The sequence below is a fragment of the Ruegeria sp. CH2 genome, assembly GCF_056537065.1.
The window spans coordinates 517550-541738 of sequence record NZ_JBQFQV010000001.1 but is presented as its reverse complement, the minus strand read 5'-3'; the positions used below and the strand labels follow the sequence as shown (position 1 = coordinate 541738).

Genomic DNA, 24189 nt, shown 5'->3' with positions numbered 1-24189 from the left:
AGTATGAGAGTCTTACTGGCAGAAGACGAACCGCACCTTTGCGAGCAGATCAAGAAACTGTTGAACGCTGAAGGTCGGGTCGTGGACATTGTGAACAGCGGCCTGGAAGCTTTGCATCTGGGTGCAACAGAACCCTATGACATGATCATCCTCGATATTGGATTGCCGGAACGCGATGGCATTTCAGTTCTGCGGGAATGGCGCAGTGCGGGCATCAAGACTCCGGTGCTGATCCTCACGGCCCGCGATGGCTGGAGCGAAAGGGTCGACGGATTGGACGCAGGCGCGGACGACTACATGACCAAGCCGTTCCATATGCCCGAACTGGCAGCGCGGGTCCGTGCCATACTGCGGCGGCAGAGCGGTCAGTTGAATCCCGTCGTCGAAATGGGAAATGTTGTGCTGGATACCCGCAACGGGCGTGTAACGGCGGATGGCGTGCCCATCGACCTGACCGCGCAGGAGTTGGCTGTTCTTACATATCTGGCCCATAATGTTGGGCGTATGATCTCAAGGACCGAGTTGTCGGAACATATCTACGAATACGATGGAGACAGGGACTCGAACACCATTGCGGTCTTCATAACCCGTCTGCGCAAAAAACTTGGCCCTGATCTGATCACAACGATTCGGGGCCGCGGATACATGATCGACTCTGCCTGATGTTATCTCTGCGTCAACGGGCTCTACTGGGGGGGATCGCGTCGGGTGCCCTTTCAGTGGGTGTTGGTACGCTGGCCGTGTTCTCGTTCATCAATGCCCGCGTTTCGGACAGGTTTGATACCGCACTACTTGATCGTCACACGCAACTGGTCGTTGGGTTGAGCGTTACGACCCATGACCCGGATGCGCTGCGCGATCTGATGTTCGATCCGGCCTATGGCACACCGTATTCTGGCCGATACTGGCAAGTCAGCAACAGCGAAGGCGAAATCTTTACGTCGGCTTCCTTGTTTGATGAAGTCATTGCCGAACCCCTTGGCACCCCTGATGTAACGACGCTTTGGAACACTCCCGGTCCGGAAAGCGAAGCTTTACGAGGAGCCTTTCAGAAAATTACCTATGAGGATGGCACGGTCTGGGGGGTCAGCGTTGCCGAAAGTCAGGCCCAGCTTGTCGCGGAACGCCGCGCTGCACAACAAAGCCTGCTTCCGGTTTTTGCGCTGGTCGGTCTGATCGGTGTCGTTGGGTCACTACTTCTGACGTCAATCATCCTGACGCCACTCAGAAAGCTTCGGTCAGATGTGGCGCATCGTTGGGATCGGGACGAAGACCTTAGACCAGGCGATTATCCAGAAGAGGTGTCTCCTCTGGTCGAGGATCTGAACCAGCTCTTGCGTCGAAACCGGGAAATCGTATCGGGATCACGTCGTCAGGCGGCAGATTTGGCCCATGCCCTGAAAACACCTACTGCAATCATGCGCAATGAACTGCTGCTGTTGTCCGAAGCGGGAGGTTCTACGGAAACCGCTGTGGAAGCTCTCGACCGCATTGACGCGCAGCTGGGCCGGTCGCTTGCCCGAATGCGGGCGCTGAATACTGCGGACTTGACCCATTCTCGTACCGATCTGTCTCATTCGATTGATCGACTAGCGCGTCTGTTCACCACCATGGCCGAGCGCGAAGGAAAGTCATTGGAAATCGAACGCGACCCGGGTCTTTGGGTGCGTATGGACGCGCAGGATATCGAAGAAGTTTTGGGCAACCTGCTGGATAACGCGGTCAAATGGTGCAAACATAAGGTCCGCGTGACGGCCATGAGAACCTCGAACGGGATCGAAATTGTGATTGACGACGATGGTCCGGGAATTCCTCAGGACGCTCACCGCGAGGCGCTGCGATCGGGGGGGAGGCTGGATACCTCTGTTTCGGGCAGCGGCCTTGGGCTGGCCATCGCGGTTGATTTGTTAAAGGCCTATGACAGTCGACTTGATCTGGGTGCATCCAGCTCGCTTGGCGGTCTGGAATGCCGGATCGTAATTCCGAAGGGAACCAATGCGCATCCTGCGACGGGCTGATCATTTGCCCTGAAGGTTTAGGGTACTTTGGGTGTGACGTAGGTGGACAAGGCGCCAAAACAAGAAAAGCGGACCCATGACAGGTCCGCTTTTGCCCTTGCGGGCGATAGGCAGCCAAGGTGGGCTTAGCTGCTCATGTCATAGGCCCGCTCACCATGTACCGAGAGGTCGAGGCCATTTGTCTCGGTCTCGGCGTTTACGCGAAGTGGTGTGATCAGTGCAACCAGTTTGACCAACACAAACGTGACAGCTGCCGCAAAGACACCCACGATAACCAGCCCGCCCAACTGTGCGGTCCATGTGCCAAGGCCGAACAGGGCGATCATGATGGTGCCGAAGATGCCTCCGACGCCATGTACCGCGAACACGTCCAATGTATCGTCGATATTCAGCTTGTTGCGCACCAGACTGACGGCTTCCTGACACAGAATGCCCGCGACAGCACCGATGATGAGGGCCTGAACCGGACCCACAAAACCCGAAGCGGGCGTGATCGAGGCCAGACCTGCAATTGTCCCGGTGACAAGACCCACCATCGAGGCTTTGCCAAAGCGGATGCGTTCCCAAAGCGCCCATGTCAGTGACGCAGTTGCGGCGGACAGGTGGGTAACGGTCATCGCCATCGCAGCGCCACCGTCCGCGGCCAGTTGCGAACCGCCATTGAAGCCGAACCAGCCGACCCACAGCATCGCGGCGCCGACCATGACATAGCCGGGATTATGCGGCGGGGTCGTTCGGTTTCGGCGCGGGCCAAGGATGACGGCGATGATCAGGGCTGCCAGACCAGCGGTTTCGTGCACCACGATACCGCCAGCGAAATCACGCACGCCAATGTCACCCAAAATACCACCATCGGACAGCATTCCACCGCCCCAGATCCAGTGAACCACAGGCGCATAGCACAGCAGCATCCACAGCGCCGAGAAGGTCAGCACAAAGCCAAAGCCCACCCGTTCGACATATGCGCCCACGATCAGGGCTGGGGTGATGATGGCAAAGGTCATCTGAAAGGCAAAGAACAGGATTTCCGGGAGAGTGCCAGCAAGGCTGTCCACATCAACACCGTTGAGGAATGCCTTGCCCAAACCGCCCCAAAGCCCACTTTCACCGGGTCCAAAGGCGATAGAGTACCCGGCCACCAGCCAAAGAATGCTCATCAAACAGGCAATGGCAAAGCAATGCATAAAAACGCTGAGCACGTTTCGGGCACGTACAAGCCCGCCGTAAAACAAGGCCAGACCCGGTAATGTCATGAAAAGGACCAGTGCTGTAGCAACTATGATCCAGGCTGTATCGGCTCCATTCATGGGCCGCTCTCCTTTTCCCTGCATGGTTTCCCGGGCAGGTCATCTGACAACGCCCGGGATCGAGTGAGTGTATGTGCAGAGCCTTGAAGCGGAGGGCAGGTGAGGAAAAAAGAGGCAATACCCGAATTGGTCGCCTATTTTGTCGCCTTTTGTTCAAGTGATGACAGTTTTGGCGGCTATGGGCAGATAATGCCTAAAAAAGGTGCGCGTTATGAAAGCCCGGTCAGAAGCAACGCCAGCGCATGATCCCGCGCGGCGCGGCGCACCGCATCCCGCCCTTGCGCGCCAAACTCAATCGTTTCTGTTCGGGTTTCCCGGCCTTCTCTGGCCAGTCCGAAACATACGCGCCCTTCGGGTTTGAATTCAGACCCGCCCGGCCCGGCAATGCCGGTAATCGCGACGGCAAGCTGCGCTTGTGAGTTGCGCAATGCGCCTTCGGCCATTTCGCGAGCGACCTGCTCGGACACTGCGCCGAAAGCCTGCAGGGTTTCTGCCAGCACACCCAGCATGTCCTGCTTGGCCCCGTTGGTATAGGTAACAAAACCCCGATCCACGACGGCCGAGCTGCCGGGTATATCCGTCAGGGCCGCAGCGACCATACCGCCGGTGCAGCTTTCCGCAGTGGCGATCATAACGCCCTGCGCTTTGGCGCGGTTCAGCAGGTCGGGCACGTTCATAGGCCCAGAACCCCGTGCGTGATGCCAGCCAGAACCATCACGCCAACGGCTGCGAAAATACCCGCAATCACGTCGTCCAGCATCACTCCCATAGGATCGCCGCGACGATCTGCCCAACCGACGGGGCCGGGTTTGGTGATGTCGAACAGGCGGAACAGAGCGAACCCGGCAACCCAGCCGGGCCAGAGGGCGGTAATGTCGATCCCATGCGCCCAGGACGGATATGAGATCGCCCAGAGGGCAATGAACTGGCCCGCGACCTCATCGATGACGATTTCCGACGGGTCGTGATCGTCCTGGCCGTCGGTCATCACGCGCGTGGCCCACAGGCCGCCTGCGAACACCACGAGCGTTGCGATTGCCAGCAATGGGAATCCGCCCAGCGTGTGCAGGACCCAAGCCATCGGCAGCGCGGCCAGCGAACCCCAGGTGCCGGGGGCAGGGCGTATATATCCGACGCCGCCAACGGTGCCAATCAACTGCGCCGCGTTCATGATTTCACCAGACAGGCCGTCGCAATCGATGCGATGCCTTCACTGCGACCGGTGAAGCCCAGACGCTCGGACGTGGTGGCCTTGATCGAGACCTGATCGGCACGCAAGCCCATGATTTTGGACATTTCTTCGCGCATAACAGCGGCGTGAGGGCCAATCTTCGGGTATTCACAGACCAGCGTACAATCCACGTTCGAGATGCGATACCCCATCTGTCCAGCCAGTTCGACCGCGTGACGCAGAAAGATCTCGCTGGCGGCCCCTTTCCATTGCGGATCCGAGGGCGGAAAATGCTGTCCGATATCCCCTTGCGCCAATGCGCCATAAATCGCGTCGGTTACAGCATGCATCCCGACATCCGCATCCGAATGCCCCTGCAACCCGCGATCATGGGGAACCTTCACACCGCAAAGGACCACATGATCCCCGTCGCCAAATCGGTGCACGTCATAGCCGTTGCCAAGTCTTACATCCATATCCATTCCCATGATACGTTCCGCCCGGGCAAAATCCTCGGGGCGGGTGATCTTCAGGTTGTCCGCATCGCCCGGTACGATGCAGACATCTACCCCCGCCGCGCGTGCAACCTCAACATCATCAGCAGCACCGCCCGGATGCGCCGCATGGGCGGCGGTGATGGTGTCATAGTGAAAGCCTTGCGGTGTTTGCGCCGCAAACAGGTTGCTGCGGTCTTGTGTGCCAGTCACGGCCCCGTCTTGTCCTATCCACAAGGCGTCAGTCACCGTCAGTCCGGGGGCGGCGGCCTGATGTGCATCCAATGCGTTCAAGACGTCCTGAATGGTGCGCGACGAAACGCAGGGTCTGGCAACGTCATGAATCAGGACGCGCTTCACGTCGAGGTGCGCCAGGGCCTTCAAACCGTTGCGTACAGAACCCGTGCGATCTGTGCCGCCCGAGGCGAGGATCAGATCGGTATCACGAAACTCCTCCCAGACCAGAGTGTCTTCGTCGGATAAGACCAGAACGATATGGGCGACCTGTCCGCGGAACCGATCGATTGTCCAGTCTGCCACGCGGCGTCCTGCAAGGCCGCGCCACTGTTTTGGGACGTCGCCCCCTGCGCGCAGGCCGCGGCCTGCGGCGACTATGATGGTAGCTGTGGTCATGCCGCGCGCCCTCCATTTTGTTGCGTTTGTTTAGGCGGCGGTGATTGCAGTGGCAATCACCTATGGTCTGGTGATTAAAAAATAGGCAGATGATGGTTTTGCGGGCTTGTTGCGCGTCGTTTTGTTGTTCATATGCGTGGAATTCGATATCAGAACTGCAATTGCCCAAGGATTAAGCACGTTGACTTTCCGCTTCGCTGACAAACTCGTAACATCGCCGGTTTTGCTGGCCCCGATGGCCGGAATCACAGATCGCCCGTTTCGGGATCTGGTTATGCGCTTTGGCGCCGGCATGGTCGTCAGCGAAATGGTCGCCAGTCAGGAGATGGTGCAGGCCAAACCCGGAGTGCGGGAACGCGCCGAACTGTCCGCCGATGTGGAAAACACAGCTGTGCAACTGGCAGGGCGCGAGGCGCATTGGATGGCCGAGGCCGCCCGTCAGGTTGCTGATCGGGGCGCGCGGGTGATCGACATCAACATGGGGTGTCCCGCCAAGAAGGTGACAAATGGGTATTCCGGTTCGGCCCTGCTGAAAACACCGGACCACGCACTGACGCTGATTGAGGCCGTTGTCAGTGCAGTTGACGTTCCGGTGACTTTAAAAACCCGTTTGGGGTGGGATGACACCCTGCTGAATGCGCCCGAGGTTGCGCGCCGTGCGCAAGAGGCGGGCGTTCAGATGGTTACGATCCACGGACGCACGCGATGCCAGTTCTACAAGGGGCGCGCTGACTGGAGCGCGATCCGGGCCGTGAAACAGGCTGTGTCGATTCCGGTTATTGCGAACGGAGATATTGTAGACACAGCAGCCGCACGAACCGCTTTGGAACAATCTGGTGCAGATGGGGTCATGGTCGGGCGTGGCGCACAGGGTAAACCCTGGCTACTGGCGCAGATCAGTCACGACCTTTACGGGGCGGATGCGCCGGATATTCCGGTCGGGAATGACCTGATCGACATGGTGCGCACGCATTATCAGGCGATGCTGGGGTTCTACGGAGCCGATCTGGGCCTGCGTGTCGCCCGCAAGCATCTGGGATGGTACATGGATCAGGTCGCAACCCCTGCGCCGCTGCGGCGGGCGGTTCTGACGTCGCGCAACACGGATGATGTCCTGCGTCTGCTTGGGGACGCACTTGCCGAAACGGGCGAGGTGGCAGCATGAATTCCAACGCCAACATCTGGAACTCATTGCCGGTTCCGGCTTTTATTATTGATGAAAACGACCGCATCGCAGATGTGAATTCGGCGGGCGAGGGGTTTTTGAATGCCTCGCGCCGGTCGGTAATCGGGCATCCGGTATGGGACCAGATCGCCGTTGACGCACCGCTGGAGGAAGCATTCCTGCGCGCCCGCTCGCAAGGCACGCCACTGTTTGTAAACGATGTGGATGCGGGTTCTGGGAATCGCGCGCCGTTGCAATGTGCGTTGCAGATCGCGCCTCTGGTCGGCCATCCGGGGTCGATGATCATGATCATAACGCCTCGTGAACTGGCGGGCAGGATGACCTTGGGCAACACGGTCAAGTCAGCGGCGCAGTCGGCGATTGGCATGGCCGAGATGCTGGCGCACGAGATTAAGAACCCGTTGGCAGGGATTACCGGTGCAGCGCAACTGCTGAGCATGAACATTTCGTCACAGGATCTTGAACTTACAGACCTTATTGTGGCCGAAAGCCGAAGGATCGTGAAGCTTCTGGAGCAGGTCGAGCAATTCGGCAACTTGCAGAAACCGGACCTCAGGCCGGTCAACATCCACGATGTGCTGGACCGTGCAAGGCGGTCCGCGCTGCTGGGATTTGGCGCGGATATGACAATCATCGAGGATTACGATCCTTCATTGCCGCTGGCCTATGGCGATCCGGACCAGTTTCTTCAGGTGGTCCTGAACCTGCTGAAAAACGCATCCGAGGCTGCGGGGCCGCAGGGCGGTACGATCCGTCTGCGCACTTATTTCGAACACTCCTTCCGCCTGCGCCGAAGCGACGGATCGGGTCATTCCCTGCCGTTGCAGATCGAGATCATCGATGACGGTCCGGGCCTGCCCGAGGATATCCGGGGTGATATCTTTGACCCGTTCGTGTCGGGCAAGGAAAACGGCACTGGTCTGGGGCTGGCGCTGGTCAGCAAGATCGTTTCCGACCATGACGGCTGGATTTCCGCCGACTCCGTGCCCGGCCGCACCGTATTCAAACTGTCGCTGCGCCGCGCGCCGCGAGATGCAACCGAACACAAGAAGGAGAGCACCTGATGGATGGCACCGTACTGGTTGCGGATGACGACCGCACAATCCGCACCGTTCTGACTCAGGCGCTGACGCGGGCCGGATGCAAGGTGCACGCAACATCTTCGCTGACCACCCTGATGCGTTGGGTCGGCGAAGGCAAAGGCGACGTGGTGATCTCGGACGTTGTCATGCCCGATGGCAACGGTCTGGAGATGCTGCCGAAGATAGCAAAGGATCGCCCTGGATTGCCGGTTATCGTGATTTCCGCGCAAAACACGATCATGACCGCAATTCAGGCGGCTGAGGCTGACGCATATGACTATCTGCCCAAACCGTTTGACCTGCCGGATTTGATGAAACGCACGGCGCGGGCGCTGGATCAGAAGCAGCGCGCACAGCCGGAACCCATACAGGCAGGTGGCGAACGCCCGGATGAGCTGCCTCTGGTCGGCCGCACGCCAGTTATGCAGGCCTTGTATCGTTTGGTCGCACGCGTGATGAATACCGACCTGCCGGTTATGATCTCGGGTGAAAGCGGAACGGGTAAGTCGCTGATTGCCCGGGCAATTCACGACTTTTCGGATCGGCGTACATTACCCTTTGTCACAGTCACCGCAGCCGACCTAAGCGATCTGGAGGGCCCGGCCCGCGTGATGGCGCGGGTGCGTGGCGGTACGCTGCTGATAGATGAAATCGCGGATATCGGCGATGAAATTCAAGCCCGCGTGGTGCGTATGATGGATACGCCCGGTGATCATGTTCCGCGTTTCATGGCAACCAGCCAGACAAACTTGACCGATGGGATGGAAAACGGTCGTATCCGTCAGGACCTGTATTATCGTTTGTGTGGGGCGACGATCCACGTGCCCTCATTGCGCGAAAGGGTCGACGATATTCCGCTGCTGGCCGAACATTTTCTGGCCCGGGAGGAGAAGGAAAATGGCAACAAGCGGTGGCTCAGCCCGGAAGCGGTTGAGTTGGTGCGGCGCTATTCATGGCCGGGGAATGTGCGGCAACTGGAAAACGCCGTTCGCCGTTTGGGGCTGACCAGTCGGGCAGATGAGATTTCAAAGGCCGAGGTGGAAATGGTGTTGGGCAGCCAGCCCGAAGCTGCACCGGTTCTGAGCGGCGGCGAACGCGAGAAGCTTTCAACCTCGGTCGAGCGTCACCTGCGACGGTATTTCGATCTGCACGGCAATATATTGCCGCCACCGGGCCTTTATCAGCGGATATTGCGTGAAGTTGAGGCCCCGCTGATCGAAATCGCACTGGATGCAACTGGTGGGAACCAGGCAAAATGTGCTGATTTACTGGGGATTAACCGAAATACGCTGCGAAAAAAGATTACAGATCTCGATATTCAGGTGACACGGCGCCGCAAACTGATGTAATATCGCCACACAAACCGTGGCATCCCGGCATCTGTCGGGAAAAGACCACGAAATATGGCGGTAAGCCGCACAAGCGGCACATCAGGATGAGGGCAGACGGTGGCAACCCGAGCACAGAGCGGGATGATCCCATCGATTGGTCGATGGCGTAAATCACGGAAACTGCGCAATTTCGGCACCTTTGGGCTGGTCCTCATGGGGCCTGTTCTGGCGCTTGCCACATATCTTGTCATTGGTCCCTTTGACCTGGGTGCGACCGCGCCGACATTGCGGCTGATTCTGCTGGCCGATCTTGTCTATGTTTTGGTCGTTGCGGCTTTGGTGCTCAGTCAGTTGGGCAGCCTAATTGCGGCCAGACGGGCCAAGTCGGCGGGCTCGCGCCTGCATTTGCGCCTCATCGGGGCGTTTACGCTGCTCGCGCTGGTTCCGACCGTTACGGTCGCCATTTTTGCCGGCCTTACCGTGAATATCGGTCTGGAAGGCTGGTTTTCGGATCGCGTGCGCCAGGTTGTCGGGTCCTCCCTGACGGCGGCAGAGGCTTATGAGCAGGAACATCGCAGTGGTCTGACGCAGGACGCAACCGTTCTGGCGCGGTTCCTGAACAATGCACGTTCGGTGGAGTTTTACATTTCTGATGCCGAACTCCGCGAGGTTCTTGCGCAGGGGCAGGCCCGGATTCAGCGCGGATTGCGCGAAGCCTATGTCATCGACGGAACGGGCGAAATCCGGTCGCGCGGGGATCGGTCCTATCTGTTCAACTATGAGGCACCAACAGCCGAGCAAATGACGGAAGCGGTAGATAAGGGGCTGCTGATCATTGCCGACTGGCCGAATAATGAATTCCGCGCGCTTGTACCTCTTACCGCTTATCTGGACCGCTACCTCTATGTCAGCCGCGAGGTGGATGGGCAGCTGTTGACGCTGCTGGATGACACCAAGGAAACGGCGCAGTTCTATCAGCAGCTGGAAAGTGAACGGGGCAGGGTGTTGTTCGAGTTCGGTCTGCTTTATCTGGGCTTTGCGCTGATCCTGATCCTGGCTGCGATGTCGCTGGGGATGTGGTTTGCCGAACGCCTGTCGCGCCCGGTCGGACGTTTGACCACGGCGGCGCAGCGGGTCGGCGCTGGAGATTTGAGTGTCCAGGTCATCGAAGAGGCCAGCGACGACGAAATTGCGATGTTGGGCCGATATTTCAACCAGATGACCCGACAACTAAAAGGGCAGCGGGACACGCTGCTGGAAAATACCCAGCAAATCGAAAGCAGGCGTCGCCTGTTTGATTCCGTGCTCAGTTCGGTCACGTCCGGTGTTGTCGGCGTGGACCCCGATGGATGCGTTACGTTTGTCAATCGCTCGGCTGAACGCTTGCTGGACTGGTCGCGTGGTGAAGAACACCTGGCTATCGGCATTGCGGTTCCCGAGTTTTTGCCTTTGTTTGAAAGTCTCAAGGACAGCGGGCAGGAGGCTGTTCAGGGTGAGGTTAAGGTCACACGCAAGGGGCAGCTTGAAAACCTGCTGGTTCGCATGGCTATCCGTCGCGGAGAGGATGGCGGGCTGGAAGGCTATGTGGTTGCCTTTGACGATGTAACCGATCTGGTCAGCGCGCAGCGAATGGCGGCGTGGGGTGACGTGGCCCGCCGCATTGCACATGAAATCAAGAACCCATTGACGCCGATCCAACTCAGCGCGGAGCGCATCAAGCGCAAGTTCGCCCGCAAACTGGATGAGGAAGACAGCGGCAGCCTTGAATCGATGACCGGTGTCATCGTGCGGCAAACAAACGACCTGCGGCGTATCGTGGACGAGTTTTCCAAGTTCGCGCGGATGCCCGAACCCGTTCGCCGCGAAGAGGACTTAGTCGAACTGGTGCGCGAAGCCGTTCTTTTGCAGCAGGCGGGACAGCCGGACGTGCAGATTGACGCTGACCTGCCGCAGCAGCCAATCATGGCGGATGTAGATGCGACCATGCTCAACCAGGCGTTGACGAACCTGATTAAGAATGCCGGAGAAGCCATTGCAACTCTGAAAGAAAAAGGGGCCCCGGACAACCTGGTGCCACAGATCAAGGTGGCGGTTTCAAGCGATGATGCGGGTACAGTCATCACCATTGCAGACAATGGGATAGGTCTGCCGGAAGACCGGGCGCGTTTGTTTGAACCTTATGTAACGACACGCGACGAAGGGACCGGGTTGGGTCTTCCGATCGTCAAGAAAATCATAGAAGAGCATGGCGGCGCGCTGACCCTTGAGGACGCGCCCGTATTCGACGGACAGGACCATTTTGGCGCAATGGCTGTGATCCGTTTGCCTGGGGCAAGTATGTCCCCAACCGTTGCGCCGCAGAAGCAGGCAATTAGAACCAACAAACTGAAAGCAGGCCAAAGATGAGCGACATTCTGATCGTAGATGACGAGCGCGATATTCGCGAGCTGGTGTCCGACATTCTGGAGGACGAAGGCTATTCAACCCGGCTGGCAGCCAACTCGGACGAGTGCATGGCGTCGATCAATTCCGAACCGCCGGGTCTGTTGATCCTGGATATCTGGCTGAAAGACAGCCGCATGGACGGGATTGATATCCTCAAGACGGTAAAGCGCGATAACCCGGATGTGCCGGTGGTGATTATTTCGGGCCACGGCAACATTGAAATTGCAGTAGCGGCTATCAAACAGGGTGCTTACGACTTTATCGAGAAACCGTTTAACATTGACCAGTTGATGGTGGTGATCCGCCGCGCGATGGAGACGTCTCGTCTGCGGCGCGAGAACGCGTCGCTGAAGCGGAAAGAAGTCAACAACTCGGATATGATCGGCAAATCCGCGTCGTTCCGGGCCATGCAGGGGCAGTTGGACAAAGTGACCAAATCAAACGGTCGCGTCATGCTGCGTGGACCTGCGGGTTCTGGCAAGGAAATCGCTGCGCGTTATATCCATGCCCACTCCAACCGTGCGAACGCTCCGTTCGTGACCGTCAACTGTGCCGGGATTGAGCCTGAGCGTGTGGAAGAAGTTCTGTTTGGCCGGGAATCGGCCGAACGCGGTGTGGAATCCGGATTGCTGGAAGAAGCCCATGGCGGCGTGGTCTATTTTGATGAAGTTTCCGACATGCCTTTGGGCACACAGTCCAAAATCCTGCGGGTGCTGGTGGATCAGCAATTCCAGCGCGTGGGTGGCTCGGACAAGGTGCGCGTGGATCTTCGGGTGATCTCATCAACCAACAAGGATCTGGATGATGAAATCGCCGCCGAGCGTTTCCGGGAAGAGCTGTATCACCGTCTGAATGTGGTTCCGATCTCCGTTCCCTCACTCGAGGACCGGCGCGAGGATATACCGGTACTGGCCCAGCACTTCATCGAAATGTGCAACGAAACCCAAGGGTTGCCTATGCGGGAGCTGTCGGACGAGGCGGTCGCTTTGCTGCAGACAATGACCTGGCCGGGTAACGTGCGCCAGTTGAAGAACCTGATCGAACGTGTTTTGATTCTGGGCGACGGCACCGGCCCGATTGAGGCGCGCGAGCTGCCCAATGAAGAAGACAAGGCCGAAGAGTCGGGCCGCGTTGTCTTGTCGGGTGCGCTGGCCACTTTGCCGCTGCGCGAGGCCCGCGAAGCGTTCGAGCGGGAATATCTGCTGACCCAGATCAACCGCTTTGGCGGCAATATCAGCCGCACCGCCAGCTTTGTCGGCATGGAACGCAGTGCGCTGCATCGCAAGCTAAAGTCGCTGGGTGTTGTGACCTCGAACAAATCCGGTGCGCGGGTCGCGCAAATCGACGAACCCGAACCGGCAGAATGAGTCTGGGGTCATAGTTCACGGGCAGACGGATGTGTGGAACTGATGGCGAGAACGGTAAACTCTGATCTGACTGGCCGGTTCATCGAAGGCTACCCGGCTTTTGGCAGGCGTTTAAAGCGTCTTCGACGGTCGATCGGGTTGAAACAAGCCGCGCTGGCCGAGGTTCTGGAGGTCGATCAGACCACGGTTTCCAGATGGGAGAACGGGGTTCAGCTTCCAACGCCTGATCTGCAACACTCAGTGTTTGCTGCGATGGCTCCTTTCAGGGCGGATGACAACGCGCTAAGACGGCTTGTCGTGAACTCGGCAGACTGCATCCATCTGGTTGAGGAGGCCAGCCACCTGTGCCTGGCCTATTCCCGCAGGCGGGCGCGGGACTGGAAAACCACCCAACGGGCACTGCTTGGCGTGTCCCTCTGGCAATTTGCGACGGACGAGATCCGCCAAGCTGAGGCCGAGCTACAGGACGAGGGATGGTGGGATTTGCAAGCGCCCAACCCCAAGTCGTTTGTAACCTCCGAAGCGCGGCACGACCGTATCCGGATCAGTGCCGGACAGATCACCTGGGAACGGTTGTACCTGTCGGATGGAACGCCGGTCCGGCTGGTCAGTGGGGCACGGTCGGGACGCGCATAATTTATGCGTATTCCTGTGCGGTCGGGTGCAGTAGAACCGGCTTATGCCCCATCCATTACGCATCTTGTTACAGGTTTTGTTGCTTTGGCTTACCGGGCTAGGTGCGGCGACCCAATTCGCCAAGATTGCGGTTCCTTTTGCTCAGGTCGCAGCCCTCTATCCTGCGCACGCGGACAAGATTGGCTGGCTTTTGTCAGTCATCAGCCTGATTGGCGCGATTCTTGGTGCATTGTCCGGCGCGATAGCCGGGCGGGTTGGGCCTGTCCGGTTGCTGATGTTTGGCTTGACCCTTGGCGGGGCGGTGTCCCTGTTTCAGGCCAGTATCCCCGGTTTGGGCCTGATGCTGGTCAGCCGCGTTGTCGAAGGGGTCTCTCATCTGGCTATCGTTGTCGCAGCACCAACACTGATTGCGCAAATCACGATTGGAAAATGGCGCAACGCGGCAATGGTTTTGTGGAGCAGTTTCTTTGGTGTCGCCTTTGCCCTGAACGCATGGCTTGGGCTTCCCTTGATCGCTCAGGTCGGGCTGCCGGTTTATTTTGCTACCCATGGCGCGCTGATGTTTCTGATCGCCGTCCTGATCGTATCTTTCCGTCCCAACAGTGCATCGGATTTGGTAAACAATCCCTTTTGGAGCGTGCGAACACTGATTGACATACACGTACAGACCTATCGCTCTGCGTTTGTGTCCGCTCCGGCGCTCGGGTGGTTCTTTTACACGCTGACCTTTGTCTCGTTGCTGGCCATTCTTCCGGGAAGATTGCCGGACGATGTCAGTGCGATGATTGCTGGTCTGATGCCGTTGGCCGGGATCGTGATTTCCTGGCTTACCGTCCCGGTTTTGCTGAGCGTTTGTTCTGGTGTTTTTGTTATTAACCTCGGTTTCGGGCTGTCTATCCTTACGATAGGCGCCCTGTTTCTTGGTGCCCCGTTGCCCGTTGTCTGCGTTGCGCTTTTTGCGGTGCTGGGGCTTGTTCAGGGCGGCAGCTTTGCGGCGGTGCCGCAGTTGAACTCGACACCCGAAAACCAGGCGCTGAGCTATGGTGCCATGGCGCAGATGGGGAATGCGGGTAACCTTTTGGGCACACCTGTTTTGCTTGCAATACTGTGGCGTACTAGTGAAGCGGGCATGTTGATTGCCGTGGTCGGGTTCTATGCTGTTGCCATGGCGCTTCATCTGTGGCTTGCCGCGCGGCGCAAACGCGCTTCAACCGGACTGGAATGATCAATCGCGCGGTACCGTGGTTCTTCTTATCCGGATTGCCCCGGTGTGATGATCTGAAACGACCCGTCATCGAACTTCACAAAACATGAGGCACTGTTGAGGGGCGGCAACGTCGTTGTTCGCGCCAGTGGCACTCGCGATTTCACATTTTGCTTGCAGGGCGGCAAGCTGACAGGGCGAAATCCCTTTTCGGCCATGCATTGCGCCTCGACCGTGTTTCGCAGGCCCTGGTTCACATCGACGGTATATACCCTGCCGGGTTGCCACCAGCCTGGGGATTGATAGCAACGACCTCTGCCGTCACAATATGTGCGCCCGGGCCAATAAGTCGGCGGGCTTTGGCGGATCTGATTGGCAACCGGCACCTCTTTAACCGCCCTAAGCTGGCACTGGGTGGTCTCTTTTTGCAGACGTGATACGGTTTCACCCTCGCGATAGTAAAGCGAGAGCGGCCCGCACGAGGACAGCACCATCAGGGGCACGAGCATAGGAAACAGCGTTTTCATATGCTTATCTTGCCGCAGCTGATCGGCGATGACAATTCAATTGACCGCTTTGGGGGCATCTGTCATTCAATCCTTTCAGGCAGAAGGGCCAGAAACATGAAGGTCATTATTTGCGGCGCGGGTCAGGTCGGCTGGCAGATTGCGCGGCACCTTTCGGGCGAACTGAACGACGTCACCGTTGTCGACAACAATCCCGATCTGGTTCGGCGGGCGACCGAAACGCTGGACGTCCAGGGGATCGCCGGGTTTGCAAGTTACCCCGATGTGCTTGAAAGGGCAGGCGCGCGCGATGCGGACATGATCATCGCTGCGACCCATTCGGATGAGGTGAACATGGTCACCTGCCAGATGGCGCATTCGGTCTTTTCGATCCAGCGCAAGATCGCGCGACTGCGGTCGAAATCATATCTTGAGGCGATCCACTCGGACCTTTACCGGCGCGATCATCTGCCGATTGATGTGGTGATCAGCCCCGAACGCGAAGTTGCCGCTGCTGCGATGCGCCGCCTGTCGGCCCCGTCCGCCTTTGACACCGAGATTTTCATGGACGGCAAGGCGCAGCTTTTGGGTATTCGCGTGGATGAAGACTGCCCGATCGTGAACACACCTTTGCGGCAACTGACCGATTTGTTCTCGACGCTCAGTTCGATCGTAGTGGGGGTGCGTCGCGATGGCACGCTGTTTGCACCAGAATCCGAGGATCAGCTGTTTGTGGGCGACGAATGCTACGTCTTTACCAATGTAAAAGACGTGGATCGCACTATGGAGGTGTTTGGCAAGACCCAAAAGCGTCAGGATCGTGTGGTGATCGTGGGCGGGGGCAATGTCGGGCTTGAAGTGGCGCGAACTCTGGAAGAACAAAAAAGCCGCGTGCGCGCCAAAATCGTCGAGCGGGATCGCCGATGCGCCGAGATCGCCGCCGAGGCGCTGGAACGGACGATTGTGCTGCACGGTGATGGCCTTGATGCCAGTTTGTTGAGCGAAGCCGGTATCGACAGGGCGGATGCAATGCTGGCGGTTACGGATGACGACCGCACGAACATGCTGGCCGCTGTACGCGCCAAGGCCGAGGGTTGTGCCCTGGCGATCGCTTTGATCAATGATCCCAGTATGGTGGCCCTGATGGGACCTTTGGGGATTGATGCGTATATCAATCCACGGGCAACCACCGTCAGTTCGATCTTGCGCCACATCCGTCATGGCCGGGTGCGACAGGTCTACTCGATCGGAGATGCTGAGGCCGAAGTGATCGAGGCTGAGGTTCTTTCAACCTCTCCCATGGCCGGTCAAAAGCTGCGCGATATCGATTTTCCCGAGGGCGTACTGGTGGGGGCCGTACTCAAAGGAGATGAAGTTATGCGACCGACGGGCAGCCTCAGGATCGATGAAAAGGATGTCGTCGCGATCTTTGCCATGGCCAACGACGTGCCTGAGGTCGAACGCCTGATGCAGGTTTCAATCGATTTCTTCTGATGGCGCATGCGGGGATACAACAGATCGGGCTATTGCGGCGGTTGCCGCTGTTTCTTCTGATCTGGGCTATTGCGTCACTGGCCATGTGGATTCCGGCAGTTTACGCGCTGGCGCTGGATGATCACGATACATCGCGGTCGTTTTTGTACTCCGGTATCATAGGGTTGTTTCTGGTCGTCAGTGTCGCACTGGCCTCGTCCAACCGTGTGCCAAGGCGCGGAACTTTGGGACAATTGGCGGTGATGCTTGCATGTTTCACCATTCTGCCTGTCTTTCTTGCGATTCCATTTCACGATGCGCTGGGAACGACCACATTCCTGAACGCCTATTTTGACATGGTCAGTGCCCTGACAACCACGGGGGCGGATCTGTTTCCGGATCCAGACCGCCTGACGGCCCCGCTGCACCTGTGGCGCGCCTTGGTTGGATGGATGGGCGGTTTGCTGATGTGGATTGCCGCCGCGGCAATCCTTGCGCCTTTGTCGCTGGGTGGGTTCGAGGTCACGGCCCGCGGTCAGCCGGGTCGCCCGGTATCGGGTGTTGCGCAAAGCGAACGCGTTGATCCGCGCGGTCGACTGCTCCGTGTGGCAAAGGGACTGACCCCGGTCTATGCCGGGCTGACGGCTGTGATCTGGATCCTTCTTCTGATCGCAGGCGAAACCGGACTGACAGCCGTTTGCCACGCAATGTCGGTCATGGCGACGTCCGGAATTTCTCCGGTGGGCGGCATGGAAGGCGCGCAGGCGGGCTTCACGGGTGAGGCGATCTTGTTTTTGTTCCTGTTCTTTGCCCTTTCGCGCCTGACATTTTCGACCGACACGGCAACATCCGGTTATTCCCGCCTGGATACGGACCCGGAGTTTCGCATTGGCCTGATGATTGTGCTGGCCGTTGCTGCGTTACTGTTCTTTCGCGTTATTGCAGGCGTTACGGAAATCGGCGGGCAAATCGAACCTTTGCAGGCATTGCAGGTCATCTGGGGTATGCTGTTCACTGTTCTGGCCTTTCTGACAACCGCCGGGTTTGAAAGCGCAAACTGGGATGATGCGCAGCAATTGTCTGGTCTGGGAACGCCCGGATTGTTGCTGATGGGGCTGGCCCTGATCGGTGGTGGGGTTGCCACCACGGCTGGCGGCGTGAAACTGCTGCGGGTTTTTGCCCTGTACCTGAACGGTGCGCGCGAGATCGACCGGTTGATCTATCCCTCATCCGTCAGCGGGGTTGGAGGCGGCAACCGACGCATTCAAAGGGACGGCGCGTTTATCGCCTGGATTTTTCTGATGCTCTTTGCGCTGACACTGGCGGTGTTCAACCTTTTGCTGGCCGCAATGGGGGCTGGGTTCGAACAGGCCATGGTGCTCAGCGTCGCAACGCTCAGCACGACGGGTCCGCTGATTGAATTGGCCACTGATGTTCCAATCCGGTTGATCGACCTGTCCGCAGGGGCCAAGCTGACGCTGTGCGCGGCGATGGTCATTGGCCGGCTCGAGACGCTTGCGATCATCGCCCTGATCACCCCTTCGCTGTGGCGGGATTGAACCGGTTGGATCCCGTCGTCTTTAGTGCTTAATTTTTCGTCTGGAATATCTTACCGCGGCACTCCATACTCACCGGGAGGGAGCGCGTTGGTCCGCAACGCGTAGCAAGAACAATGGCGAGATTATCATAATATGGCTTCGGACAGACAGAATCTTCAGGATGCTTTCCTGAACAATGTACGGAAAGCTAAGGTTCCGGTTACAATTTTCCTGATCAATGGCGTGAAATTGCAGGGTGTGATCACCTGGTTCGACAATTTCTGTGTATTGTTGCGCCGCGACGGACAGTCGCAGCTGGTGTACAAACACGCAATATCAACCATCATGCCATCACAGCCGATCAACCTGTATGAGGGCGAAGACGCCTCTTGATGGAACATGACCGGACGCGCACCCGGGCCTGGGTGCTGCATCCCGAAATCAAATCAGATGAACAGCGCCGCGTTCCTGAACCAGCGCTGGCCGAGGCGGTTGCGCTGGCTGATGCTTTGCCCGATCTGGATGTGATCGGGTCTGAAATCGTACGCCTGCAACGTGCCCAACCCGGCTATTTGTTTGGCAGTGGCAAGATTGAAGAACTGGGTGAGCGGCTTAGTGAAAACGAGGTTGAGCTGGTTCTGATCGATGGGCCGGTGACCCCGGTTCAGCAGCGCAATCTGGAAAAGGCATGGAAGGTCAAGATCCTCGACCGGACCGGGCTGATCCTTGAGATTTTCAGCGACCGTGCGCGTACCCGAGAAGGGGTGTTGCAGGTCGAAATGGCTGCGCTCAGCTATCAGAGGACACGGCTGGTGCGGGCCTGGACCCACCTTGAACGTCAGCGTGGCGGCTTGGGATTTGTCGGCGGACCCGGCGAGACCCAGATCGAAGCCGACCGTCGCGCCATTGACGAACAACTGGTGCGTCTGCGTCGCCAATTGCAGAAAGTGGTCAAGACCCGCACATTGCACCGTGCCGCGCGGGCCAAGGTGCCATACCCGATCGTTGCATTGGTTGGATATACCAATGCCGGGAAATCTACTCTGTTCAATCGGCTGACCGGGGCCGAAGTGTTGGCCAAGGACATGTTGTTTGCCACGCTGGACCCTACCATGCGCCGCGTGCAACTGCCCGATGGCCCGGAAGTGATCCTGTCGGATACGGTGGGTTTTATCTCGAACCTGCCGACCGAGCTTGTGGCGTCTTTTCGGGCCACGCTTGAAGAGGTGTTGGGTGCTGATCTGATTGTTCACGTGCGCGATATCAGCCATGAAGAAACCGAAGCACAGGCGCAGGATGTCGAAGCAATCCTGACCTCGCTTGGTGTCGACGAAGAACGCCCCCGGCTTGAGGTTTGGAACAAGACTGACTTGCTGAGCACGGAAGAAAAAGACGCCGCGTTGGCGAGGGCGGATCGCGATCCGGCCATATTTGCCATTTCGGCAGTTACCGGCGAAGGCGTGACCCCTTTACTGTCCGAGATTGCAGCAATCCTGCAAGGGGCCCGGCACGAGGTTGTTCTGAACCTGACCTTTGCGGAAGGGAACAAGCGGGCGTGGTTGTTCCGGCAGGATGTTGTACAATCTGAAGAGCAGACCGAAGAGGGGTTCCGTATCACTGTCCTTTGGACAGATAAGCAGGCCGCCCAATTCGACACACTATAGATACAGTGAAATTGCGTAAGATGGCTGATACAATGGATCAAAGAGTATTCCTGACCGGATTTATTGATGTTCCGGCGGACCGCCTTGAAGATGTGCGCGCCGCTCTGCCCACGCATATCGCCCTCACAAAGGCGGAAGAGGGTTGCCTGTCGTTCGACGTTGTCGAGGATCAGATCACACCCGGACGGTTCACTGTTTCAGAGGTTTTTGTGAATCAGCAGGCCTTTGATGCGCATCAGCAGCGGACGAAGGCATCCGAGTGGTTTCTGATTACACAGGGAATACCGCGGAGTTACACAATTGAAACCGCAAGCGACCGTCTGGACTAGATTATCGCCCGTCTATCTGTCGCTGATAGTCATCAGGGTCGAACCAACCCAAGGATGACTGAACTAGATTGTCGGGTGTCAATTCCCATTCTTCCCAACCGCGCGCAACGACATGATTACCAGTCTGTGAGTGGTGCCCTTCCAGCGTCCAGACAAATAGGGCATGAGATCCGGCCCATCGCATCATGTCGCAGCGCACCTCCAGATCAGGAAAATCGGCGTAGAAACCCCGGGCCATATCGGCAATCGCTGCGCGCCCTTCGATCGGGTCACCTCTGTTGATTGTAATCCGTCCGTCCAGCGCGAAAAAACTGGCAACGGCATCGGCGTCACCTGAACTCCAGGCGATTGCGTAATCCCGGGCAAGGTTGTTCAGAGTATCCCGAATGCTGGCCATAGTTTCCCCCTGGTCCGAAACAGTTCGCCCGGTGATGGTAGGCGAAACTGCCGCATGGCGTCCACGGTCCGGACAAAAAGGGGCGGGGAGTCGCCGAAACCCTGATGCTTAACGTGGGATCAGATTGGTCACTCCGACAGCAGCGGCGCGGGCAAGGTCAAGGTCCAGCGACATGGGAATATACTCGCCACGCCGCCACAGCTGCGCCTGATCGTCGTAATAGCGCGACAGGAAATGGCCCGATTGGCCGGTAGCGGTGATAAAGACCGAGCTGTTGGGATCGGCAAAGTCATACACACCGCGATACCCGGCCCCGTGGACGTTCTGAAACGGGTCGAGCCCTTCGCCGGACGTGCGCCCGCGCAGCAAGGTGTTGTCGCCGCCACTGGTCGATTGGCGAATGTTCACAAAATACCGAAGTATAGGCACGTTCCCCAGAACCGGGTGGTCGTGGGTCGCCTGATGGGCATCACCCCAGCGCAGGGATTCCAGTGCGCTGCCGTAGCGTTCGGTGATCCAGATCAGCGCGTCATCCAGCGCAAGTCGTGCCATTTCGGTACAGGTTTCAACCGGCGCGCTTTGTCGTACATCGCACCAGACACCGGCGCCATCAATATCACGATAGACCCGTTCGATGAACAGGGGCTCGACGTGTTTGAATTCGCTGGCCAGCGGCCCAAGCTCGTCCGAAATCAGGCGGATCTGAAGCGCCCGCACCCAGGCTGCATAGATCAGCGGTTCGGGCAGGTGCTCGTTCATCTCGCCGTTCCAGTCCGCCAGCAGCGACAGCGCAATCTGGCGCTGTCGTTCGGGCGTCCCTTCAGGGGCCGAGGCACCGGTGTACCAAAGGTCAGCACCGATCAGCGGCAGCAGAGAGCGCGCGGTGAAACTGACCGTATCCAGTTGCGCCTCAATGAAACTGTCGCGGGTATGCACCTCACGCGATTGCATCAGGCGTTCCCAGCGATGTACGCGCTGAGTGTCACCCCACTCGTAGGACACATGATCCGGGAACGGGCGGTCGATGATCTTGTTGTTGGTGTTGCCCAGAACGCCACCGGCAGGGGCCACGAATTCCGGGTTTTTGGCGTAGGGCAGGCGACCTTGCCAGCGGTTTGCTTCGATCCAGCCGGGTGTCGGAATGCGTCCGCGGCTTTGGTTTTGCAGATCACGCCGGGGCATGGCGCCAATCAGTTTCATCCCTATTGTCGTTTTGTCGACCAGTGACAGGTTTTGCGAGGGCGCAATGAATTGCCGCGCCACGGTTACGGCGTCCTGCACGTTGTCTGCGTTCATCAGGGCCATGGACGCCGTCATCGAAGTGTCTTGCGGGCTGAGCGCAGTCCAGGACAAAGACGCAACATGGCCCGGCGGTGTGATGGTTTCCAGCTTGTAATCCGTACCGGGCAACACAGGCCCGTTCTCAGTCCAGCGCAGCGTCAGTGTAACCGGAGCTTCCCCCTTGATTTCAATGATCGAAGGACGGGTCTGGAATTCCTTATAGCCATCCGGGGTCAGGTATTCTTCGGGGTTTTCCGGGTTCAGCTGCTCAATATGAATGTCCTGATCGTCAAGATAGGATGACGTCACCCCCCAACCCAACCGGTCACTGCGGCCGGTCATGATTGCGGGAATACCTGGGATCGAGGCCCCAATGACGCTTCCCTTTGCCAGACCAAGATGCGCCAGATACCACACGCCGGGTGCTGTGAAGCCCAGATGTGGGTCGTTGGCCAGCAACGTCCCACCGCTTGCCGAGCGCGAAGGCGCAGCAGTCCAGGCGTTTGATGCCCCCGCCAGCCCGCGTTTGGGAAGGGGTGACAGAGGCGTTTCAGGAAAACTCGTACCAGCGGCATAGCGCGGAAGGTTGGGAAACAGCGAAGCGTATTCAGGCAGCGCAGCAATGCCGGGGCCGGGAACATCGGGCAGAATGTCTGCCAGTCTGTCAGGATTGCTCAGCATCAAAGACGTACGCGCGCGCAGAACCTCGTCTGTCAGGTGACCGGACAGTTGCAGTGCCATAAGTTTGATCACGGCAATACTGTCGCCCGGTTGCCAGGGTGAGACGGGGGCATTGAACAGGAACATTTCAGGCGCGCCGCGCCCCAATGCCTCGTCGTTGATCTCGGTCAGGCGTGCGTTGACCCCGGCCGCATAAGCACGAAGGGCGGCCTTGGTATAGTCGTCCTGTACCTCAACCGAGCGATGGGCAAGGCCGTACAGATCCAACCGGCGCAGCAGCTTGTCAACGCGCAGGGTGCGCGGTCCAAAGATCTCGGACAAGCGACCCTGTGCAGTGCGGCGCATGACCGTCATCTGCCACAACCGATCCTGCGCGTGGGCATATCCAAGACCGAAAAACACATCCGGGTCATTTTGGGCCAGAATGTGCGGCACATTGGCGGTGTCGCGCACGATCTCGACCGGAGCGGTCAACCCGTTGACTTCGAGCGTCTGGTCATAATCCGGCAGGGATTGGCTGGCCAGAAAATAGACAAGGCCCATTGCAGCGAGGATCAGCATGATCAGACCCGACACGATGCGCACCAGCCAGCGGAAAACAAGACCCATTACTGCCCCAAATTCTAGTACATGAAGGTTGCGCGGAGATTAGTGGATGGCGGGTCCAACCGAAAGAGGAACGCGGCAAGAACCTGTGCGGAAAGGATGAAAACAAACACCCCACCGCAGCATTCCGCCGTGATGGGGTTTGTCAGAAGAAGTGGGAAGCCCGAATTATGGAATAATGCGGGTATATTTCGTGCCTTCCACGGTCGCACCGATCTGAAGCCCAGCCTGTCCGAAGATGGCAGCCAGAACGGGCGTGCGCAGTGTCGTTGTGTCTGTCGACAGGGAATCGCCCTGATCGCTGACCACATAGCCAATATCCGCTCCGGCTGTCCAACCACTGGAGCGACGGAAGTCGTTCAGGGCGTCTTCGGTCATGAAAAACAGAACATGCGCATATTGCTGCGCACCGATCTGTAGCCCGGCCGTGCCCTTGACGGCCGAGTAAAAGTCAACTGTTGCACCGTTGATGCGCAGCGCGCCGCGACCGTAACCGCCACCGAACACGAAACCGGCTTCGGTAATCAGCGGCATGACCAGCATGCCGTTGGCCTTGTTCGCAATCTCAACCGTATTGGGATAGCGGCTGTACATCTCGGTCAGGGTGGCGTCGACACGGGCGTCGATTGTTGCTGCGTTGGAATTGCCGACACCGTTGCCGCAGGCGGCGGTCAAGCTCAGACCTGCCATGCCCAAGGCAAAGCCGCGACGATTCAGTCGGGGGGAGTTGGAACTGCTCATGGTTTTATATCTCTGTAACTGTGCCTGATATGCCGGGTGATCCCGGTCTTGGCGGCAACGATACGCCGATCAGGGCGATGTGTCACGGGAAAGCTGCCC

22 protein-coding genes are annotated in these 24189 nt (G+C 58.3%); 14 read left to right on the top strand and 8 right to left on the bottom strand.

What is annotated here, in order from left to right; genetic code table 11:
• Positions 1–3: 3 nt before the first annotated feature.
• Both ACR0M9_RS02650 and ACR0M9_RS02645 read left to right on the top strand, forming a co-directional pair.
• Positions 4–663, top strand: a complete 660-nt coding sequence (locus tag ACR0M9_RS02650) for a response regulator transcription factor (protein ID WP_209503754.1) — start codon at positions 4–6, stop codon at positions 661–663.
• Positions 663–2018, top strand: a complete 1356-nt coding sequence (locus ACR0M9_RS02645; protein ID WP_480772782.1) for a sensor histidine kinase — start codon at positions 663–665, stop codon at positions 2016–2018. The genes ACR0M9_RS02650 and ACR0M9_RS02645 overlap by 1 nt, the downstream gene beginning before the upstream one ends.
• Before the next feature lie 125 nt (positions 2019–2143).
• Here the strand turns inward: ACR0M9_RS02645 and ACR0M9_RS02640 are convergent, their stop codons facing one another.
• From ACR0M9_RS02640 to ACR0M9_RS02625, 4 genes are all read right to left on the bottom strand, one after another.
• Positions 2144–3325 (bottom strand): ammonium transporter, encoded by a 1182-nt coding sequence (locus ACR0M9_RS02640; RefSeq protein WP_480772781.1) that lies wholly within the window; start codon positions 3323–3325, stop codon positions 2144–2146.
• A gap of 209 nt (positions 3326–3534) precedes the next feature.
• Positions 3535–4002 (bottom strand): CinA family protein, encoded by a 468-nt coding sequence (locus ACR0M9_RS02635; protein WP_480480675.1) that lies wholly within the window; start codon positions 4000–4002, stop codon positions 3535–3537.
• The gene (locus ACR0M9_RS02630) at positions 3999–4496 is read right to left on the bottom strand and encodes a phosphatidylglycerophosphatase A family protein (RefSeq protein ID WP_480480677.1); all 498 of its coding nucleotides are present in this window, start codon (positions 4494–4496) and stop codon (positions 3999–4001) included. The genes ACR0M9_RS02635 and ACR0M9_RS02630 overlap by 4 nt, the downstream gene beginning before the upstream one ends.
• Positions 4493–5623: a bifunctional 2-C-methyl-D-erythritol 4-phosphate cytidylyltransferase/2-C-methyl-D-erythritol 2,4-cyclodiphosphate synthase gene (locus ACR0M9_RS02625; RefSeq protein WP_480772780.1), complete on the bottom strand. Its 1131-nt coding sequence runs from the start codon at positions 5621–5623 to the stop codon at positions 4493–4495. Before ACR0M9_RS02625 ends, ACR0M9_RS02630 begins: the two co-directional genes overlap by 4 nt.
• A gap of 181 nt (positions 5624–5804) precedes the next feature.
• Here ACR0M9_RS02625 and dusB point away from each other — a divergent pair, with 181 nt between their 5' ends.
• The 7 genes from dusB (at position 5805) to ACR0M9_RS02590 (ending at position 14895) form a co-directional block, all read left to right on the top strand.
• Positions 5805–6788, top strand: a complete 984-nt coding sequence (gene dusB, locus ACR0M9_RS02620) for a tRNA dihydrouridine synthase DusB (protein WP_480537994.1) — start codon at positions 5805–5807, stop codon at positions 6786–6788.
• Positions 6785–7873 (top strand): two-component system sensor histidine kinase NtrB, encoded by a 1089-nt coding sequence (locus ACR0M9_RS02615; protein ID WP_480772779.1) that lies wholly within the window; start codon positions 6785–6787, stop codon positions 7871–7873. The genes dusB and ACR0M9_RS02615 overlap by 4 nt, the downstream gene beginning before the upstream one ends.
• On the top strand, positions 7873–9240 hold the full coding sequence (locus ACR0M9_RS02610) for a response regulator (protein ID WP_480480683.1): 1368 nt from the start codon (positions 7873–7875) through the stop codon (positions 9238–9240). Before ACR0M9_RS02615 ends, ACR0M9_RS02610 begins: the two co-directional genes overlap by 1 nt.
• 123 nt (positions 9241–9363) lie before the next feature.
• Complete coding sequence (locus tag ACR0M9_RS02605) at positions 9364–11628, top strand: sensor histidine kinase NtrY-like (protein ID WP_480481659.1); 2265 nt, start codon at positions 9364–9366, stop codon at positions 11626–11628.
• Positions 11625–13034 (top strand): nitrogen assimilation response regulator NtrX, encoded by a 1410-nt coding sequence (gene ntrX / locus ACR0M9_RS02600; protein WP_480480685.1) that lies wholly within the window; start codon positions 11625–11627, stop codon positions 13032–13034. The genes ACR0M9_RS02605 and ntrX overlap by 4 nt, the downstream gene beginning before the upstream one ends.
• A gap of 42 nt (positions 13035–13076) precedes the next feature.
• Positions 13077–13670 (top strand): helix-turn-helix transcriptional regulator, encoded by a 594-nt coding sequence (locus tag ACR0M9_RS02595; RefSeq protein WP_480772778.1) that lies wholly within the window; start codon positions 13077–13079, stop codon positions 13668–13670.
• Positions 13671–13713: 43 nt separating this feature from the next.
• Positions 13714–14895, top strand: a complete 1182-nt coding sequence (locus ACR0M9_RS02590) for an MFS transporter (RefSeq protein WP_480564511.1) — start codon at positions 13714–13716, stop codon at positions 14893–14895.
• Positions 14896–14921: 26 nt separating this feature from the next.
• Here ACR0M9_RS02590 and ACR0M9_RS02585 read toward each other — a convergent pair whose 3' ends face one another.
• Complete coding sequence (locus ACR0M9_RS02585; protein ID WP_480480691.1) at positions 14922–15401, bottom strand: hypothetical protein; 480 nt, start codon at positions 15399–15401, stop codon at positions 14922–14924.
• A 96-nt stretch (positions 15402–15497) separates the two neighbouring features.
• On the opposite strand from ACR0M9_RS02585, the gene trkA reads away from it, so the two are divergent.
• The 5 genes from trkA (at position 15498) to ACR0M9_RS02560 (ending at position 20384) form a co-directional block, all read left to right on the top strand.
• A complete protein-coding gene (trkA, locus tag ACR0M9_RS02580; RefSeq protein WP_480504979.1) occupies positions 15498–16874 on the top strand; it encodes a Trk system potassium transporter TrkA in 1377 nt (458 codons plus the stop codon).
• Positions 16874–18412, top strand: a complete 1539-nt coding sequence (locus tag ACR0M9_RS02575) for a TrkH family potassium uptake protein (protein WP_267366208.1) — start codon at positions 16874–16876, stop codon at positions 18410–18412. Before trkA ends, ACR0M9_RS02575 begins: the two co-directional genes overlap by 1 nt.
• 132 nt (positions 18413–18544) lie before the next feature.
• Positions 18545–18784, top strand: coding sequence for an RNA chaperone Hfq (hfq, locus tag ACR0M9_RS02570; RefSeq protein WP_005982826.1), 240 nt, complete (start codon positions 18545–18547; stop codon positions 18782–18784).
• Positions 18784–20055, top strand: coding sequence for a GTPase HflX (gene hflX / locus ACR0M9_RS02565; RefSeq protein ID WP_480772777.1), 1272 nt, complete (start codon positions 18784–18786; stop codon positions 20053–20055). The genes hfq and hflX overlap by 1 nt, the downstream gene beginning before the upstream one ends.
• A gap of 20 nt (positions 20056–20075) precedes the next feature.
• Positions 20076–20384 (top strand): putative quinol monooxygenase, encoded by a 309-nt coding sequence (locus ACR0M9_RS02560; protein WP_480480697.1) that lies wholly within the window; start codon positions 20076–20078, stop codon positions 20382–20384.
• Between the two features lies 1 nt (position 20385).
• On the opposite strand, the gene ACR0M9_RS02555 is transcribed toward ACR0M9_RS02560, so the two are convergent.
• The 3 genes from ACR0M9_RS02555 to ACR0M9_RS02545 form a co-directional block, all read right to left on the bottom strand.
• Complete coding sequence (locus ACR0M9_RS02555) at positions 20386–20781, bottom strand: nuclear transport factor 2 family protein (RefSeq protein ID WP_480480699.1); 396 nt, start codon at positions 20779–20781, stop codon at positions 20386–20388.
• Between the two features lie 108 nt (positions 20782–20889).
• The gene (locus tag ACR0M9_RS02550) at positions 20890–23352 is read right to left on the bottom strand and encodes a penicillin acylase family protein (protein ID WP_480772776.1); all 2463 of its coding nucleotides are present in this window, start codon (positions 23350–23352) and stop codon (positions 20890–20892) included.
• 165 nt (positions 23353–23517) lie between these two features.
• The gene (locus ACR0M9_RS02545) at positions 23518–24090 is read right to left on the bottom strand and encodes a lipid-binding SYLF domain-containing protein (protein WP_480480703.1); all 573 of its coding nucleotides are present in this window, start codon (positions 24088–24090) and stop codon (positions 23518–23520) included.
• Positions 24091–24189: the final 99 nt, after the last annotated feature.